At 45.7% G+C, this 15740-nt stretch carries 6 protein-coding genes and 1 riboswitch; of the genes, 1 reads left to right on the top strand and 5 read right to left on the bottom strand.

Annotated features, from left to right (window positions below):
* Nucleotide 1: 1 nt before the first annotated feature.
* Nucleotides 2-3583, bottom strand: a complete 3582-nt coding sequence (locus V9W66_RS11100; protein ID WP_144100345.1) for a prenyltransferase/squalene oxidase repeat-containing protein — start codon at nt 3581-3583, stop codon at nt 2-4.
* A 20-nt stretch (nt 3584-3603) separates the two neighbouring features.
* Entirely contained in the window at nt 3604-5028 is a 1425-nt protein-coding gene (locus tag V9W66_RS11095; RefSeq protein ID WP_243121685.1) for a DUF4430 domain-containing protein, read from the bottom strand.
* Between the two features lie 322 nt (nt 5029-5350).
* Nucleotides 5351-5542: riboswitch (cobalamin riboswitch) on the top strand.
* Nucleotides 5543-5631: 89 nt separating this feature from the next.
* Here V9W66_RS11095 and V9W66_RS11090 point away from each other — a divergent pair.
* A complete protein-coding gene (locus V9W66_RS11090; RefSeq protein ID WP_118062212.1) occupies nt 5632-6459 on the top strand; it encodes a leucine-rich repeat domain-containing protein in 828 nt (275 codons plus the stop codon).
* A 71-nt stretch (nt 6460-6530) separates the two neighbouring features.
* On the opposite strand, the gene V9W66_RS11085 is transcribed toward V9W66_RS11090, so the two are convergent.
* The 3 genes from V9W66_RS11085 to ileS form a co-directional block, all read right to left on the bottom strand.
* Nucleotides 6531-9263, bottom strand: coding sequence for a DUF4430 domain-containing protein (locus V9W66_RS11085; protein ID WP_144093961.1), 2733 nt, complete (start codon nt 9261-9263; stop codon nt 6531-6533).
* 321 nt (nt 9264-9584) lie between these two features.
* Complete coding sequence (locus V9W66_RS11080; RefSeq protein WP_144093962.1) at nt 9585-12047, bottom strand: glycogen/starch/alpha-glucan phosphorylase; 2463 nt, start codon at nt 12045-12047, stop codon at nt 9585-9587.
* The gene (gene ileS / locus V9W66_RS11075; protein WP_144093988.1) at nt 12047-15211 is read right to left on the bottom strand and encodes an isoleucine--tRNA ligase; all 3165 of its coding nucleotides are present in this window, start codon (nt 15209-15211) and stop codon (nt 12047-12049) included. The genes V9W66_RS11080 and ileS overlap by 1 nt, the downstream gene beginning before the upstream one ends.
* Between the last annotated feature and the right edge of the window lie 529 nt (nt 15212-15740).

Here is a 15740-nt window from a genome sequence, read left to right as displayed (position 1 = left end):
TTTATTTTTCACCTTTATCCTTCTTTTTTCTGCGGCTGTCCGCGATCTGTACACCGCCCAGGATCACTACCAGGATCAGCGCTGCTCCGCCGGCTGCGATCCACGGCCATACCGGTTTCTTCTTTTCCTGCCCGGAAAGTATCTCGTCGGAATCTCCCATAAATCCTACGATTCCGTAAGAAGAAAATTCTGCCGCGTCAAAGGAAATATAGCTGTCTGATATCTTTCCTTTCAGAAATTCCACTTTTCCCTTATCTGTGATATGTACGATCATGCAGCTCTTATAATCGCCCAGATCTGCCATTGGAAGCTGCACCTTCAAAATGTCCTTCGGCTTCCAGTCATCCCCGGTAAGGGTATCTACAAAATGAATTTCATTCAGGGAAAGTACCTCGGATTTTTTGCCCAGGACTTTCTGGATGGTCTCCACTTCGCTTTCGTCTGCGATCTTTGGATTTACCACCATTTGGACATACCACGGTAATGCCTCATCCTTGTTGTCATCCAGATTCGTTCCGGTAGCCTGGTCAAAATGATATTTTTCACCAAGAGCGGTAAGAAGCTTTTGGAAGGATTGATAGGTTTTCTCTTCCTGAACTGCTTTCTTTTCCCCTTCGGAAAGTTTCTCATAATTTTTCCAGGTTTTTCCAAGTTCTTTGATCTGCTTTTCAGAATAGTCATCAATCTTTGACGGATACGGATCTTTTCTCTTTTTGTCGAAAAACGTCTTCATTTCGCTGACAACTTTTTTGGATGCCGTTGTCTCAGTTGCTTTTGTTTCGGCTGCAGACGTCTTGGAATCTGTTTTATTGGAATTTGCTTTTTTGGTACTTGCAGTGCTCTTCTTGGCGGAAGATTTGCTGCTTCCTGTTTTGGAAGAGGATTTGCTGCCGCTTCCTACAGTTGCTGATTTGGTGGAACCTCCGGCAGATTTTGTTTTGGACGGATTCGCTGCCCCGGGAGTTGCCGTTGGTTTCGGTGTTACCAGGTTTACCTTGGAACCCGGTTTTCCTGACGGGCCGGATGGTTTTGTGGTAGGTGTGGGTTCTGCTGCTTTTTTTAACTGCTGCAGTGCCTTCTCCGCTGCTGTCAGAACAGAATAGTTTGTAACCTTCTTTTTCTGAGCGGAAGAAAGGGAATTATAGGCTGTTTTTGCATCTGTAATCTTTTCTTCACTGGACAATGTTACTTTTCCGATCTTTGAGATCAGACCTTCCACATACTTCACTTCCACATCCTGAGCCTCCGCATAGGCTTTGAGAAGCTTATCCTTATTTGTCTTGGAGATAACCGCTTTCTGTGTGGAATTCAGTCCATTGTATGCGGCATATGCAGTGATCACTTTCTGGAAATTACTCATGGTGATCTTTGACGGAAGTGCCTCGATCAGTTTCGTCACTTCTGCCGCTTTTTCCTTGTCTGATTTGATCGCCACATCGGTCATATCATAAAGGGAATTTTTCCCGTTTTTCATTCGGCTGTATGCAGTCATTGCGTAGTATGCCTGTTCCGTTGCCATCTGGTCATAGCCATTTCCGGCAACATGGAGAAATCCCTCTTTTCCGTCGTAGTAACTTAATAATCCCTGAAGAAGGGACTTTCCGTTTTTGATAAAGCGGGAATCCTTATCACAGTCGATACCAAGTGCCGAAAGTCCGGTCACTACCTGGGAACAGCTCTCGGAGGTGCTGTGTCCCATAGTTCCGAAAGTTCCGTCCGAAAGCTGCATGGAGGAGAGTTTTTTCAGCGCTCTGTCTACTGCCGCTTTTACGGAAGAATTACTCTTATAATATGGTGCCAGAGCCTGCAGTGCCATTCCTGTCACGTCACTGTCTGCTCCGCCCATGATGCTCCATCCGCCGCCGGATACTTCCTGCGACAGAATGTTGTTGATCAGTTTTTCCCTGGTTGTCTGCGTTTTTCCGACCGCTGCTTTCGGGATCTCATAATCATGGCTGTCAAAGGCGATCAGAGCCCATATCGTTCCGTTAACTCCCTGCCATACTGTCTGGTCGAAATCGGACAACGGCTGCAGAAGATTGTATCCTCCTACATCGGTAACATCTTCTCCAATGGCTGTAAGCGCCAGAACTGCCCTGGAATATTCCGTATATTTTTTATCATGGAGTACACCTTTTTTCTGTTTCACCACATCCACAAGATTGGATTTATAACGGCTGTAAACCGATGCGTCCACAGGCTGGCCGCTTCGCATAAGGCCGATCACCATCCATTCGCCGCACAGCGTTCCGTTTACAGGTGCGCTTTTTTCTGCCATGGATGCCAGATGTTCTCCGGTTTCTTTATAAATGGTATTAAAACTTGCCGTATTGGAAGCAGAAGCTGCCTCTGCGTCTCCGGATGAGAAAAGTTCCTCTTCCGTATCCTTTGCCGCGGATTTCTCCTGAGCCTTCTGTGCTTCTGATACTTCCAGTTCCGCCGCGTCTTTCTTTTTCAGAGTTACGGCATAAACATCTCCGTAACCTTCCTGATCCTTTGCGGTAAAAAGATAGGTCTCCTGATTTTCTTCCAGGTGACAAAGGTAAGAATCTCCGTCTACAGGAGTCCAGTCCTCATCTCTTTCTCCTTTTTCGTAATAGGTCAGATCATCTCCGTCCGGATCCTGAAAGATCTCACTGAGAGATACGTTCCAGTAACCTTCGGTTTCGTAAGTTTCACTTTCCGGGATGTCTTCCTGACGTTTGGGAAGATGATTCTCGGAATCGTTTTCGGCGATATCCGTGTCTTTTTTATCGGTATCTTCAGCGGCAGGATCTTCATCTCCGATGTTCTCACCACCAGATTCTCCGGTATTGTCCTCTTCGTTACCGGTGTTCTCACCAGCTTCATTGCCGGAATCTTTCCCGTCATCAGCCGCATTTCCACTGTCTTCACTTCCGGAATTTTCGCCGTCCGGATCCGCATCTTTTTCGTTCCCCGAATTTTCTGCGGTATCACCTGATGTATGATCTGCAGCCGGATCTTCTTTATCCAATGCTGCCGGATCCTTCTGCTCTCCGTCCTTTTTCCCATCTGTAGCATCCAATCCACTATGGTCTTCAGCGGACGGATCCAACACCTGAAGACAGACAGTCTTACTTTCTACGTAAGCGTTTTCGTCTGTTTCTTCTGAATTCCAGATCCGGACTTTGTAGTAGAAGGTTCCGGCTGTATCTGTAGCCGGTGTATACTCCTGTGTATCTTCATACTCCGGCTGGCTGTTTTCCCCCTGCTGTTCCCCGGTCTGTTCTTCTTTTGTCTTTTCCTGGCTGTCGGACTTTTCTATTTTGTAAAAATTCTCGTTGTCATCACTTTTCAGCCACAGATATTTCAGCTTGCCGGATTCTTCCGTCTGAACCTTTAAAGGCTCTGCCTTTTCATTGAGATCATATGTAATGGTCTCCTCCGACAGGTCCTCCGTGATCACCGGCAATTTTTTTTCTGCTGTGTCAGAAGCTTCTGATCCAAACGATCCGAAATCGGAACTTTCGTCTGTTTCTGCCGCCATAATTGAAACAGGAGCTCCCGGCTGCCCCACAAGAGCAGCCGTCAGCATCAGTGCCAGAAATTTTTTTCTCTGCATATCTTTTACTCCCTTTGCTGTCACTCACCGTTATATTCCGCACCGACATCCGCGCCAAGACCATTGCAGGTAAAGCACCACACAATGTCGTCTCCGTCCTCCAGTGTGTACTTGGAACATCCGTAATTCGGGAACCATCCGTTTACTTTATACATCCATCCGGACTGTGCTCCACAGTCAAATTCATACAGGTTGTTGATTCCCTGAATATAGTAACTGTCATACATAGGCGTCCAGGAATATTCCAGCTGGATTCCGGCGTACTCACAAACTCTCTGAAGTACTTCAAAAACGGTTTCTCCCTCTGTAAACTCTACGGTACTGGTATCCAGGATCACTCCGTTTGCCGGCACATAAGCTTCTTTTCCGGCTGTCAGATTGTCCATATTATTAAGGATGGTATCGCAGAGGATCGTGATGGTACACTGCTTGGTATCCTGAGAATCCCCGTCACCGGAACCATCATCAGAACTGCCGTCATCGGATACATCTCCATCACTGCCTGCGGTGTCTTCTCCGGAAGAATCCGTCTCATCCTGAGAAGCATCCGGTGTATATTCCTGTGTTGTGTTCTCTCCGCTGCCTGCAGTGTCTACGGTATTTCCGTCTGTTGTATCGGAATTCTGTTTCGCAGATCCATCTGCAGACTTTTTATCATCCGATTTTTCTGAAGTCTTCGGAATCTTGTTTGTAGAATTTAAACTCTTCTCAAGAGCTGCTTTCTTCTCTGCGGCTCTGTCATCCAGAACTTTCTGAAGTTCCTCCGGTGTAAAACATAAACTGTCTTTATCTGCGCATCCCAGCAGCTGCTGGATCATATATTCATTTAATGCTCCTGCTGAGATCTTACTTGTTTCTACTTTCCAGCTTCCGTCCTCACTTTTTGTCATCTGAGCACTTTCGCCGGCTGTTACGGTTGTGGTTTTTCCGTCCGCTCCGGCCAGTTCCACTTCATCCTTAAATACATACACAGCGCCACTTCCGGACTGTGCGCTTACGGAAAAGACTCCTGTCTCAAAGGTAAGCGTATTTTCATCAAGAGCGATCTCTGCTTTTCCCACAGAATCCGTAAGATCCGCAAAAACCTCTCCCTGATCCGCAGTAAGTTTCAAATTGTTTTTTTCTACGGATTCCGCAGTAAGTTTCGTATTTGCGTTAAGTGAAAGTGTATTGTTTTCTCCGGCTGAAAGCTCCGCTGTGGTTCCGTTCTTCGTCTCAAGAATATCTCCGGCTCTCAATGCCACATTTTTTTCCAGGCCGTAGCCCACACCGTTTCTCTGAATATTGGCCACACCTTTTACGTTCTTTGTCATAAGAACGCTGTCCGATCCTTTATCAAACCATCCTTTCAGATTTCCCACTGCCATCACTCCGCATCCGGCAATGACCAGGATCAGTACTACCATGATCACATTAAACAGCGTCTTTTTCCTCTTACTTTCCATTCTTCCTCCTTTTCTCTGCACAAAAAAAGCAACAAAAAAGGTAACGGAAAATAATCCCTCTTTTCCAAGGGGATTCCGTTACCTGATAGATGTTCCTATGCGCAAACCAATGCTTCTACCTTACATGAAAGAAAAACCGCCCGCCGACTGTACGGCATCGCACTTACATGTACAGGAATCACACCTGTTTGCACGTCTTTCTTTTCTATGAAATTTTATACTGAAATTATAGTTTATTTCCTCTTGTCTGTCAAACGAAAACCCGGAAAACAATTGTATCTGTCCTTTTTCTGTGATATAATAATCAGACACCCAAAAATATTAAATATAGACGTTTTCAAGTTCCAGTTTTTTCCTGCAGAAAACCGGATTAAAAGGGAATAAGGTGAGAATCCTCAACAGACGTGCTACTGTATTTGCTTAGTTTATCCGTGAACCATTGTACTTTATCGTATGAGAAGGGGATAAACGTGACTGCATAAGTCAGGAGATCTGCTTGGAAATACTACCGGCTATTACACGTATGATAAATGGAGAATTCTTTTTTGACATCGTATCTGCCTGTGATGCGGTGTCTTTTTTTATGTTAAAGGAAACTTTTTTATGTCAGGTACTTATTACAGATCCAGTCGTGTCATTTCCAAAAACAATGCAAGAAACTATCTTTCCTCAAATGTAAAGATCCCTGCGCCAATTGAATATATCGCGTCGGAAGCTTTTCAGAAAAAGACCAAGATCTCCTCTGTCTGTTTTCCGGACACGCTTAAAAATATCGGCGCCAGAACCTTTCAGGGCTGCACTCTTCTGAAAGAAGTATTGCTTCCCACCCAGGTGGAAAATATGGGATCCAACGTATTTTCTCAATGTAATTCCCTGAAAAAAGTCATTCTTCCTCAGGCACTTTCTTCTATCCCGAGAGCCGCCTTTCAGGAGAACCGAAAGCTTGGATGTGTGATCTTTCCCCATGATTCACAGATTTCCCGGATCCGCTCCGAAGCTTTTTCACAGTGTACCTCCCTGGAATCCCTTCAGCTGTCTTCCGCACTTACCCTCATCGAGGACCGTGCTTTTTACCGCTGTAAAAATCTCCGTTCCGTGGATTTCCCGGAAGGTCTGAAACGTATCGGAAAAGAGGCTTTTTATTTTTGTGCCATAGAAGAACTTCATCTTCCCCAGTCCCTGGAATTTTTGGACGAAAGCGCATTTTTTAAGTGTATGAATCTTACTTATGTCTGTCTTCCCACAAATATCCATTATATCGGCAAATGGGTATTCCACGGATGTAACCGTATGAAATATCTGGAGATCCGACACGATCCCGATTTTATCGGGCCATGGATCATCAACCGTGCCTGTACCATCCGGTGTTATAAAGGTTCCAAAGTAGATGAATATTGTAAGGAATTTGATTTTAAAGTTGAATATTTATGATCAAAAGCGGCATTTTTTCACATTTCATTCTGTGAAAAAATGCCGCTTTTATTTTTCAGGGGATAACAGCTTTATTTAACTGTTACCTTGCATGTTACTTTTTTGCTTCCGCTCTTTACGGTGATCACTGCTGTTCCTGCTTTTTTTGCTGTGATCACACCTGTGCTGCTTACGGTTGCCACGTTCTTATTGGAAGAAGTGTAAGTAATCTTCTCACCGGATGTGAACGGTGTACGTACCGGTTTCAGGGTTGTCTTTGCTCCTTTTTTCAGAGTAAGGGCAGATTTTACACCTGTGATCTTTGTTGTTTTTACTGTAGATTTCTGAACAGTTACTGTGATATAAGCTTGCTTTCCGCTCTTTAAGGTTACGGAAACTTTTGCTGTACCAGCTGTTTTTCCGGCTTTAATCACACCTTTGCTGCTTACAGTTACGATCTTTTTGTTGGTAGTTCCCCATGCCTTTACAGCATCACCGTTGGCAAGTCCTGTTACTTTCACTCTGGATGTGGACTGATTTACTTTCAGAGTGATCTTTGTTGCGTTCAGTTTCAGGGTTGGAGTCAGTTTTTTGCCGTAAGGTCTGGTTGTCTTTGTTTTATAACCGCATTTGGAGCAGACTTTTGTCTGTACTGCCGGTTTGAATACGGTTGCTTTTGTTGTTTTCCAGGTGTAAGTATGTCTTGTCTTCGGGATACTTACTGTCTTTGTTGCGCCGCAGACTGTACAGGTATATGTTTTCACACCTGCTGTTGTACAGGTAGCTGCTTTTGTTACTTTACCTTTGTCATAGGTATGTGCTGCATATCCGTTCTTTCTCTCATTGCTGGAGATGTTGCACCAGGAATTTTCGTTTTTGGAATTTGCACATTCATGCCAGTGGGCGTTTTTGTCAAATGTCCATGCTGTCTCCCAGACATGATTCTCTTCTTCCGGATAGTAGTCTGTGTAATGAAGAACGATCTGGTCATTGTTCTTTACTTCCTGCTCGGAAACTCCAAGATCCGGATAAGAGCCGTTTAATGTATACATCCATCCGCTGTATTTTCCGTTTGTAAACTCGCCAAGTGTAACATCACCTTTTGTGATGGACGCAATGTAGTTTCCGGATGGATTCTCGCATGTCATGTTGTTGGCAAGTAATGCTGCGTCAATGACATCTTTTGCCGTAGAGCCTTCTACAACGGTATACTCACTCTGCTCCAGCCAGGTCTCCAGATTTCCTGCATAGTAGGTATGATACTGATGATCTTTATCACTGTCGTGAACCTGGTCACCTAAGATCGTAAGGGAAACTTTGATCTTCGGCACTACCAGTTTGGTAAGCTTATCTGCATCTGCACCGAGAGGATCATCGGTACGGTTATGCTGTGCTTTCGTTGCACCGGAAATACTTGGTCTTCCGTTTTCTGAATTGTAATAAGTTACGCCTTCCACAGGTGTGGGATTTGCATAATTTGTATCAACGAAATCGATCGCTCCGATTCCTTTTACATCTTTACAGGTATACTCATTGTTCTCGATGATGTTGTATTTATCAATACCTTTGATGTAACCGATCACACCGCCGACACGTGTTCCGTTTGTTGCGCTTACCGTTCCCTCAAAGGAGTTGTTCTGAATATACTGGATACCGTTGTCCCAGCACTGTACCATACCGGTCTCAGAACCAAGGATACCACCTACATAGTCATTTCCTGTGATCGTTCCGTTGGAATAGCAGTCCTGAATCGTTACACCTGGTGTGTTCGGCGCAGAAGATTCACCCCACCGTGTTCCGCCGTATCCGCCGCCGGAAATACCACCTGCGTAATTTCCGCTTGCAGTTACGATTCCGTAGAACTTACAGTTTTTCAGTGCATAGGTTCCCATAGACTGACCTTTGTTTCCGCTGATACCGCCTACGTATTTTGTTCCGTAGACATCTGCGTAACTTACGCAGTTCTCGATAGTTCCGTTGAAGTCACCACCAAAGGAACCGATATTGGACTGTGCTTTGTCATATCCGATCACAACACCTTTTTCTACAGTACTGTTGGTGATGGTGATCTGGTTCTGTCCGGATGCATATCCTCCGATAAATCCGGATTTCAAAGTCTGTGTTCCTGCTTTTAAAGTTACATTGTCGATCTTGATCGGGTTTCTGGAACTGTAATCAACCTCATAATTACAGACAACACCGTCAGACGCGATCTGCTCTCCATAGATATTCAGATTTTTCAGAGTAGAATCTGCTACATAACCAAGAAGACATTTCTCCCCTTTCGGTACTGTCAGCAGATGGTTGTCTCCGTCCAGATTTCCCTGGAATTTGGATGTTTTTATTCCGATCGGAGTCCATCCTTCCGGAAGTGTGATATCCTCTGTAAATTTCAGATACTGGTTTGCAAAAGTACCTTTTCCGTTGTTTACATAATCTGCAACTGCCTGAATATCAGCTGTGGATGTAACCATGTACGGATCTGCCTCTGTACCGGTTCCTGCCAGTGTCAGATCTCCGCTTTCCTCACCATCTGCAAATGCTGCTACAGCCTCTCCTGCGGAAAACGGATCTTCGCTCTCCTGTGTGGAAACAGCTGCTGCGTCTTCATCCTGTGAAAGATCTTCTGCGTCATCTGCTTCCAGATCAATGCTTTCTGCGTCATCCTCCTGCTGTTCCGGAACGTCCTCCTCTGTAGCTTCCTCTGTTACTTCTTCTGCGTCAACCACATTTGTGTCTGTGAAATCAGCGGCCCAGGCAGATGCCGGAGCAGTGCCGATCATAGCACTTGCAAGAAGAATACTGAGAATTTTTTTGCGTTTCATAACCTTTCCTCCTTTTGATTTTTCGGTGACAGCTTTCTTTTTTGCTGTTTTAATTGAAAGATCATGATGCCACGAGGGCAACAAAAAAGGTAACAGAAAAAGTCCCTTACGGGATTTCTGTTACCTGATAGACGTTCTTTATGCGCAAACTGACTTCTGTAGTCACTATCTTTTTAAAAAAAGCTCCGGCCCGCCGACTGTACGACAACGCATTTTCCTGTACAGGAATCTCACCTGTTCGCCTGAAAGCTTCCTTTCATTCAATTATCCACCTGACTTCATTATACAAATGAAGTCAGGTGTTGTCAAATCAAATGTTTTTTAGTTCTCTTTCACAACAACCTTATCCAGATGCCAGATATCATCTACATACTCCTGGATAGTTCTGTCGGATGTGAACTTACCGCTGCATGCTGTATTGAGAAGTGCCATCTTAGCCCAGCGTTTCTCATCCTTATATGCTTCCTCAACACGCTTCTGTGCCTCTGCATAGGAACGGAAGTCGCCAAGGATGAAGTACTGGTCAGGTCTCGGCATGTTGCGTTTGTCGAGAAGTGAATTGTAGATGTCACGGAACATCTCTGTATCGCTGGAGAAGGTTCCGTTGATCAGTTGCATCAGTACCTGACGGATCTCCGGATCTGTGTTGTAGATGAAGTCCGGATCGTAACCGCCGTTGTTCTCATAGTTGATGATCTGGTCGGAGCTCATACCGAAGATAAATGCATTCTCCTCGCCAACCTCCTGTACGATCTCAACGTTAGCACCATCCATGGTTCCAAGTGTCGGAGCACCGTTCAGCATGAATTTCATGTTACCTGTACCGGAAGCCTCTTTACTTGCTGTGGAGATCTGCTCGGAAACATCTGCTGCCGCAAAAATGATCTCAGCGTTGGATACACGGTAGTTCTCGATAAATACAACCTTCAGCTTACCGTTGATGGAAGCATCATTGTTTACAACATCTGCCACGCAGTTGATCAGCTTGATGATCTTCTTTGCACGTGCGTAAGCTGCGGAAGCTTTTGCACCAAAGATAAATGTTCTCGGATAGAAATCCATCTCCGGATGTGCCTTGATCTGGTTGTACAGATAGATCACATGCAGGATGTTAAGAAGCTGACGTTTGTACTCATGAAGTCTCTTAACCTGGATATCGAAGATAGAGTGCGGGTCAACCTCAACACCATTGTGCTCCAGGATATATTTTGCAAGACGCTCTTTGTTCTTGAACTTGATGGTCATGAACTCCTGAAGAGCCTTCTCATCGTCTGCGTAAACCTTAAGCTTGGAAAGCTGGGAAAGATCTGTGATCCAGTCCGGTCCGATCTTGTCTGTTACCCAGTCAGCCAGAAGCGGGTTTCCATGAGCAAGGAAACGTCTCTGTGTGATACCGTTTGTTTTGTTGTTGAACTTCTCAGGCATCATCTCATAGAAATCCTTCAGCTCCTGATTCTTGAGGATCTCGGTATGAAGGCGTGCAACACCGTTTACAGAGTAGCCTGCAACGATCGCAAGGTGAGCCATCTTAACCTGTCCGTCATAGATGATCGCCATCTTCTTGATCTTCTCGAAGTTTCCAGGATATTTCTGCTGGATCTCAAGAATGAAACGACGGTTGATCTCCTCGATGATCTGATATACACGCGGAAGCAGTCTGGAGAACAGCTCGATCGGCCATTTCTCAAGTGCCTCGGACATGATGGTGTGGTTGGTGTAAGCACAGCATTTTGTTGTGATATCCCATGCCTGATCCCAGCCAAGACCTTCCTGATCCATAAGAAGACGCATCAGCTCTGCAACTGCTACAGTCGGATGAGTATCGTTCATCTGGAATACAACCTTCTCATGAAGCTTTGTGATGTCATCGTGTGTTTTCTTATATTTGGCAATCGCTGCCTGAAGGCTGGCAGATACGAAGAAGTACTGCTGTTTCAGACGAAGCTCTTTACCGGCCATATGGTTATCATTCGGATAAAGTACCTCAACAATAGTACGTGCAAGATTCTCCTGCTCTACTGCGTTGTGATAATCACCCTTGTCGAAAGAGTCAAGGTTGAAGTCTACGATCGGCTCTGCATCCCAGATACGAAGTGTGTTTACAACATCATTATTATAACCTGTGATCGGCATATCATAAGGAACAGCCTTAACTGCCTGATATCCCTCGTGGATAAATTTGTTCTGGTTGTTCACCGGATCCCACTCAACGCGTACATATCCGCCGAAATGAACCTCTTTTGCATACTCCGGACGACGGAGCTCGAAAGGATAGCCGTTCTTCAGCCAGTTATCTGGTGCCTCTACCTGATAACCGTCACGGATCTCCTGCTTGAACATACCATAACGGTAACGGATTCCGCATCCGTATGCACAGTAGTTCAGAGTTGCAAGGGAATCCAGGAAGCATGCTGCCAGTCTTCCGAGTCCACCGTTTCCAAGAGCCGGATCCGGCTCCTGGTCTTCGATGCAGTTAATGTCAAGTCCAAGTTCCTCAAGAGCCTCCTTAACCTCGCCGTATGCACCAAGGTTGATCAGGTTGTTTCCAAGGGCACGGCCCATAAGGAACTCCATGGACATATAATATACGATCTTCGGGTCCTGTTTTTCATACGCCTTCTGGCTCTTGAGCCAGTTGTCAATGATCACGTCCTTCACAGTGTAGCTTACAGCCTGAAAGATCTGCTCCTGTGTAGCCTCTTCCAGTGTTTTTCGATAAAGGAATTTTACGTTTTCTTTTACACTTTTTTTGAATTCCTCTTTCTCAAACTGCTTGTCAATCATTAGTTTTCCTCCTGTACTTTGGATACTCCCAGTGTTACAGCCTCTTTGTTGATGTTCCACTCCTTGGTGTAACCCTCTGCTTCTCCCAGAATAATGTTTTCTGCCAGTACTTCACGTTTGATCTCATCCTGGTTTGCTCTCATGATATCCATGATCTTATCGTTATCTTTTGCATAGACAATGATCTTGTCCATGACTTCGAAACCAGCCTCTTTACGCATGGTCTGAACCTTGCTGATGATCTCGCGGACAAAGCCCTCCTGGATCAGTTCAGGTGTAAGGTTTGTATCAAGGACAACGGATGTCTCACCGTCTGTCTCTGTCACATAGCCCTCGCTCTGGGCTGTTTCGATCAATAAGTCTTCCTCTGCAAGCTCGACTCTGTTTCCGGCAATGTCAAGAACGAGAACACCATTATCTCTCAGCTCTTTCATTGCTGCGGTTCCGTCGATCTCGGAGAGTGCGGTACGGATGCCGTTCAGAAGCTTGCCGTATTTCGGTCCTACTGTACGAAGCTGCGGCTTGAAGCTGTAGGAAATGAAGGACTCTACATCATCTGCGAATTTCACTTCTTTTACGTTAAGCTCATCTGCGATGATATCTGTGTAGAATTTATCCATAGCTTTCTCAGCTTTTACATACATGGTTCCGATCGGCTGACGGTTCTTGATGTTTGCGGTATTTCTGCATGCACGTCCGAGAACAACGATCTCAAGAAGCTCTTCCATATTTGCCTCAAGATCCTTGTCGATCCATGCTTCGTTTACCTCCGGGTAATCGCAGAGATGGATACTCTCCGGAGCGTCTGCATCAATGCTTCTTACAAGGTTCTGGTAGATATCCTCAGTCATGAACGGGATCATCGGAGCTGCAGCCTTGGCAACTGTTACCAGTGCTGTGTAAAGTGTCATGTAGGCATTGATCTTATCCTGCTCCATGCCCTTTGCCCAGAAACGCTCACGGCTTCTTCTTACATACCAGTTACTCATATCGTCAACAAATTCCTGGAGTGCTCTTGCAGCCTCCGGAATCTTGTAGGAACCAAGATCCTCATCGACAGTCTTCACCATGGTATTCAGCTTGCTGAGCAGCCATTTATCCATAACCGGAAGCTTATCGTAATTTAAAGTATATTTAGTTGCATCAAAATTGTCAATGTTCGCATACAGTACGAAGAATGCGTAGGTGTTCCACAGAGTGCTCATGAACTTTCTCTGTCCCTCTACAACTGCCTTGCCATGGAAACGGTTCGGGAGCCACGGAGCACTGTTAATGTAGAAATACCAGCGGATCGCATCTGCGCCGTATTTATTCAGTGCATCAAACGGATCTACTGCATTTCCCTTGGACTTACTCATCTTCTGTCCGTTCTCATCCTGTACATGTCCCAGAACGATTACATTCTTATACGGAGCCTTATTGAAAAGCAGTGTGGACTCAGCAAGAAGGGAGTAGAACCATCCTCTTGTCTGATCAACAGCCTCGGAGATGAAGTCTGCCGGGAACTGCTGCTCAAACAGGTCTTTGTTCTCAAACGGATAATGATGCTGTGCAAAAGGCATTGCTCCGGAATCGAACCAGCAGTCGATTACCTCCGGTACACGGTGCATGGTCTTGCCGCAATCCGGACACTTCATGGTGATATCATCAATGTATGGACGGTGAAGCTCGATGGTCTTCGCACGCTCGTCACCACTCTTCTCATAGAGATCCTGGCGGCTTCCTACGGATTCCATATGTCCGCACTCACACTGCCAGATATTCAGTGGTGTTCCCCAGTAACGGTTTCTGGAAATACCCCAGTCCTGAACGTTCTCAAGCCAGTCACCGAAACGTCCCTTACCGATGCTCTCCGGAATCCAGTTGATAGTATTGTTGTTACGGATCAGATCATCCTTTACTGCAGTCATCTTGATGAACCAGGACTCACGTGCATAGTAGATAAGCGGTGTGTCACATCTCCAGCAGTGCGGATAATCATGCTCGAATTTCGGTGCGTCAAAAAGCTTGCCCTCTTTGTCAAGGTCTGTGAGGACCATCGGGTCCGCTTTCTTTACGAATACACCTGCGTATGGTGTCTCTTTGGTCATGTTACCCTGTCCGTCTACGAACTGTACGAACGGAAGGTCATACTCACGTCCGACACGGCTGTCATCCTCACCAAATGCAGGTGCGATATGAACGATACCGGTACCATCACTCATGGTAACGTAGTTGTCACAGGTTACAAAATGAGCTTTTTTGTGCTGTTTTGCTGCAGCCTCTCCCGTACATGCAAAAAGCGGCTCATATTCCTTACGCTCAAGATCTGTTCCTTTATATTTCTCAAGGATCTCATATGCAGGCTCATCATCCTTTGCAAGCTTGCCGAGAACCTTATCCAGAAGTGCTTCTGCCATGTAGTAGGTGTAGCCGTCCGCTGCTTTTACCTTGCAGTAGATCTCATCCGGGTTTACACAAAGTGCAACGTTGGACGGAAGTGTCCACGGTGTTGTTGTCCATGCCAGGAAGTATGCGTCCTCACCAACAACCTTGAAACGCACGATCGCAGAGCGCTCTTTAACAGTCTTGTAGCCCTGAGAAACCTCCTGTGCGGAAAGCGGAGTTCCGCAGCGTGGGCAATAAGGAACGATCTTAAAGCCTTTATAAAGGAGACCTTTTTCCCAGATCTCTTTCAGCGCCCACCACTCGGACTCGATGAAATTGTTGTCGTATGTTACATACGGATGCTCCATGTCAGCCCAGAAACCAACGGTAGATGAGAAATCCTCCCACATTCCCTTGTATTTCCATACGCTCTCCTTACACTGCTGAATGAACGGCTCCATTCCGTACTCCTCGATCTGCTCCTTGCCGTCAAGGCCAAGCTTCTTCTCAACCTCAAGCTCAACCGGAAGTCCGTGAGTATCCCATCCTGCTTTTCTCGGAACCATGTACCCCTTCATTGTACGGTATCTCGGGATCATATCCTTGATAACTCGTGTCAGAACGTGTCCAATATGTGGCTTACCATTTGCGGTAGGCGGTCCGTCATAGAATGTGTATGTCTCGCCCTCTTTACGGCTGTCCATACTCTTTTCGAAAATCTTGTTGTCTTTCCAGAATTTCTCAACTTCTTTTTCACGGTCAACAAAATTCAGATTCGTGTCAACTTTACGATACACAATATTTACCTCCTGTGTCTGATTACTGGCTGCTGCCTCATCTATGAGGCCACAGCGGATTACTTCTTCACAGATACCTGTTCGTGCCAATGCCTCGGGCACTTATAAAAAAAGACCCCATCCTGTAAAAGGACGAAGTCTGATTCGCTGTACCACCTGTTACATTATACGGGCCTGTGTCCGGATCCCTGCGTCTTCTGCTGTGTTCTTATGCTCTGTGTTATGGCGCGGGCTGTTGTTCCATGTCTGTTCATGGCGGACAATTCTTTGTATCTGCCGATATATGTTCCCTGTAACGGAGGAAATCCGTCAGTTCTTACTTGATCATTATCTGTATCTCAGATACTCTTCCCGGCTACGCCGGACAACTTCAGAACTGAAGCTCAGGAGTGATGTTCCGTCATATTTACTCGCCCCGGGCTCCCACCATCCCCGGTTCGCTGCAAGCTTTCCATATGGCCTACTGTCTCCATCACAGCTTTTTCTATATACGCTGTCTATTATAGGTTGGGGAAAATCCATATGTCAA

Origin of the sequence: Blautia massiliensis (ex Durand et al. 2017) (genome assembly GCF_051861785.1) — a bacterium.
Lineage (GTDB): Bacteria > Bacillota > Clostridia > Lachnospirales > Lachnospiraceae > Blautia_A > Blautia_A luti_A.
The sequence above is the reverse complement of the archived record's forward strand: the minus strand, read 5'-3'. Positions and strand labels throughout refer to the sequence as shown.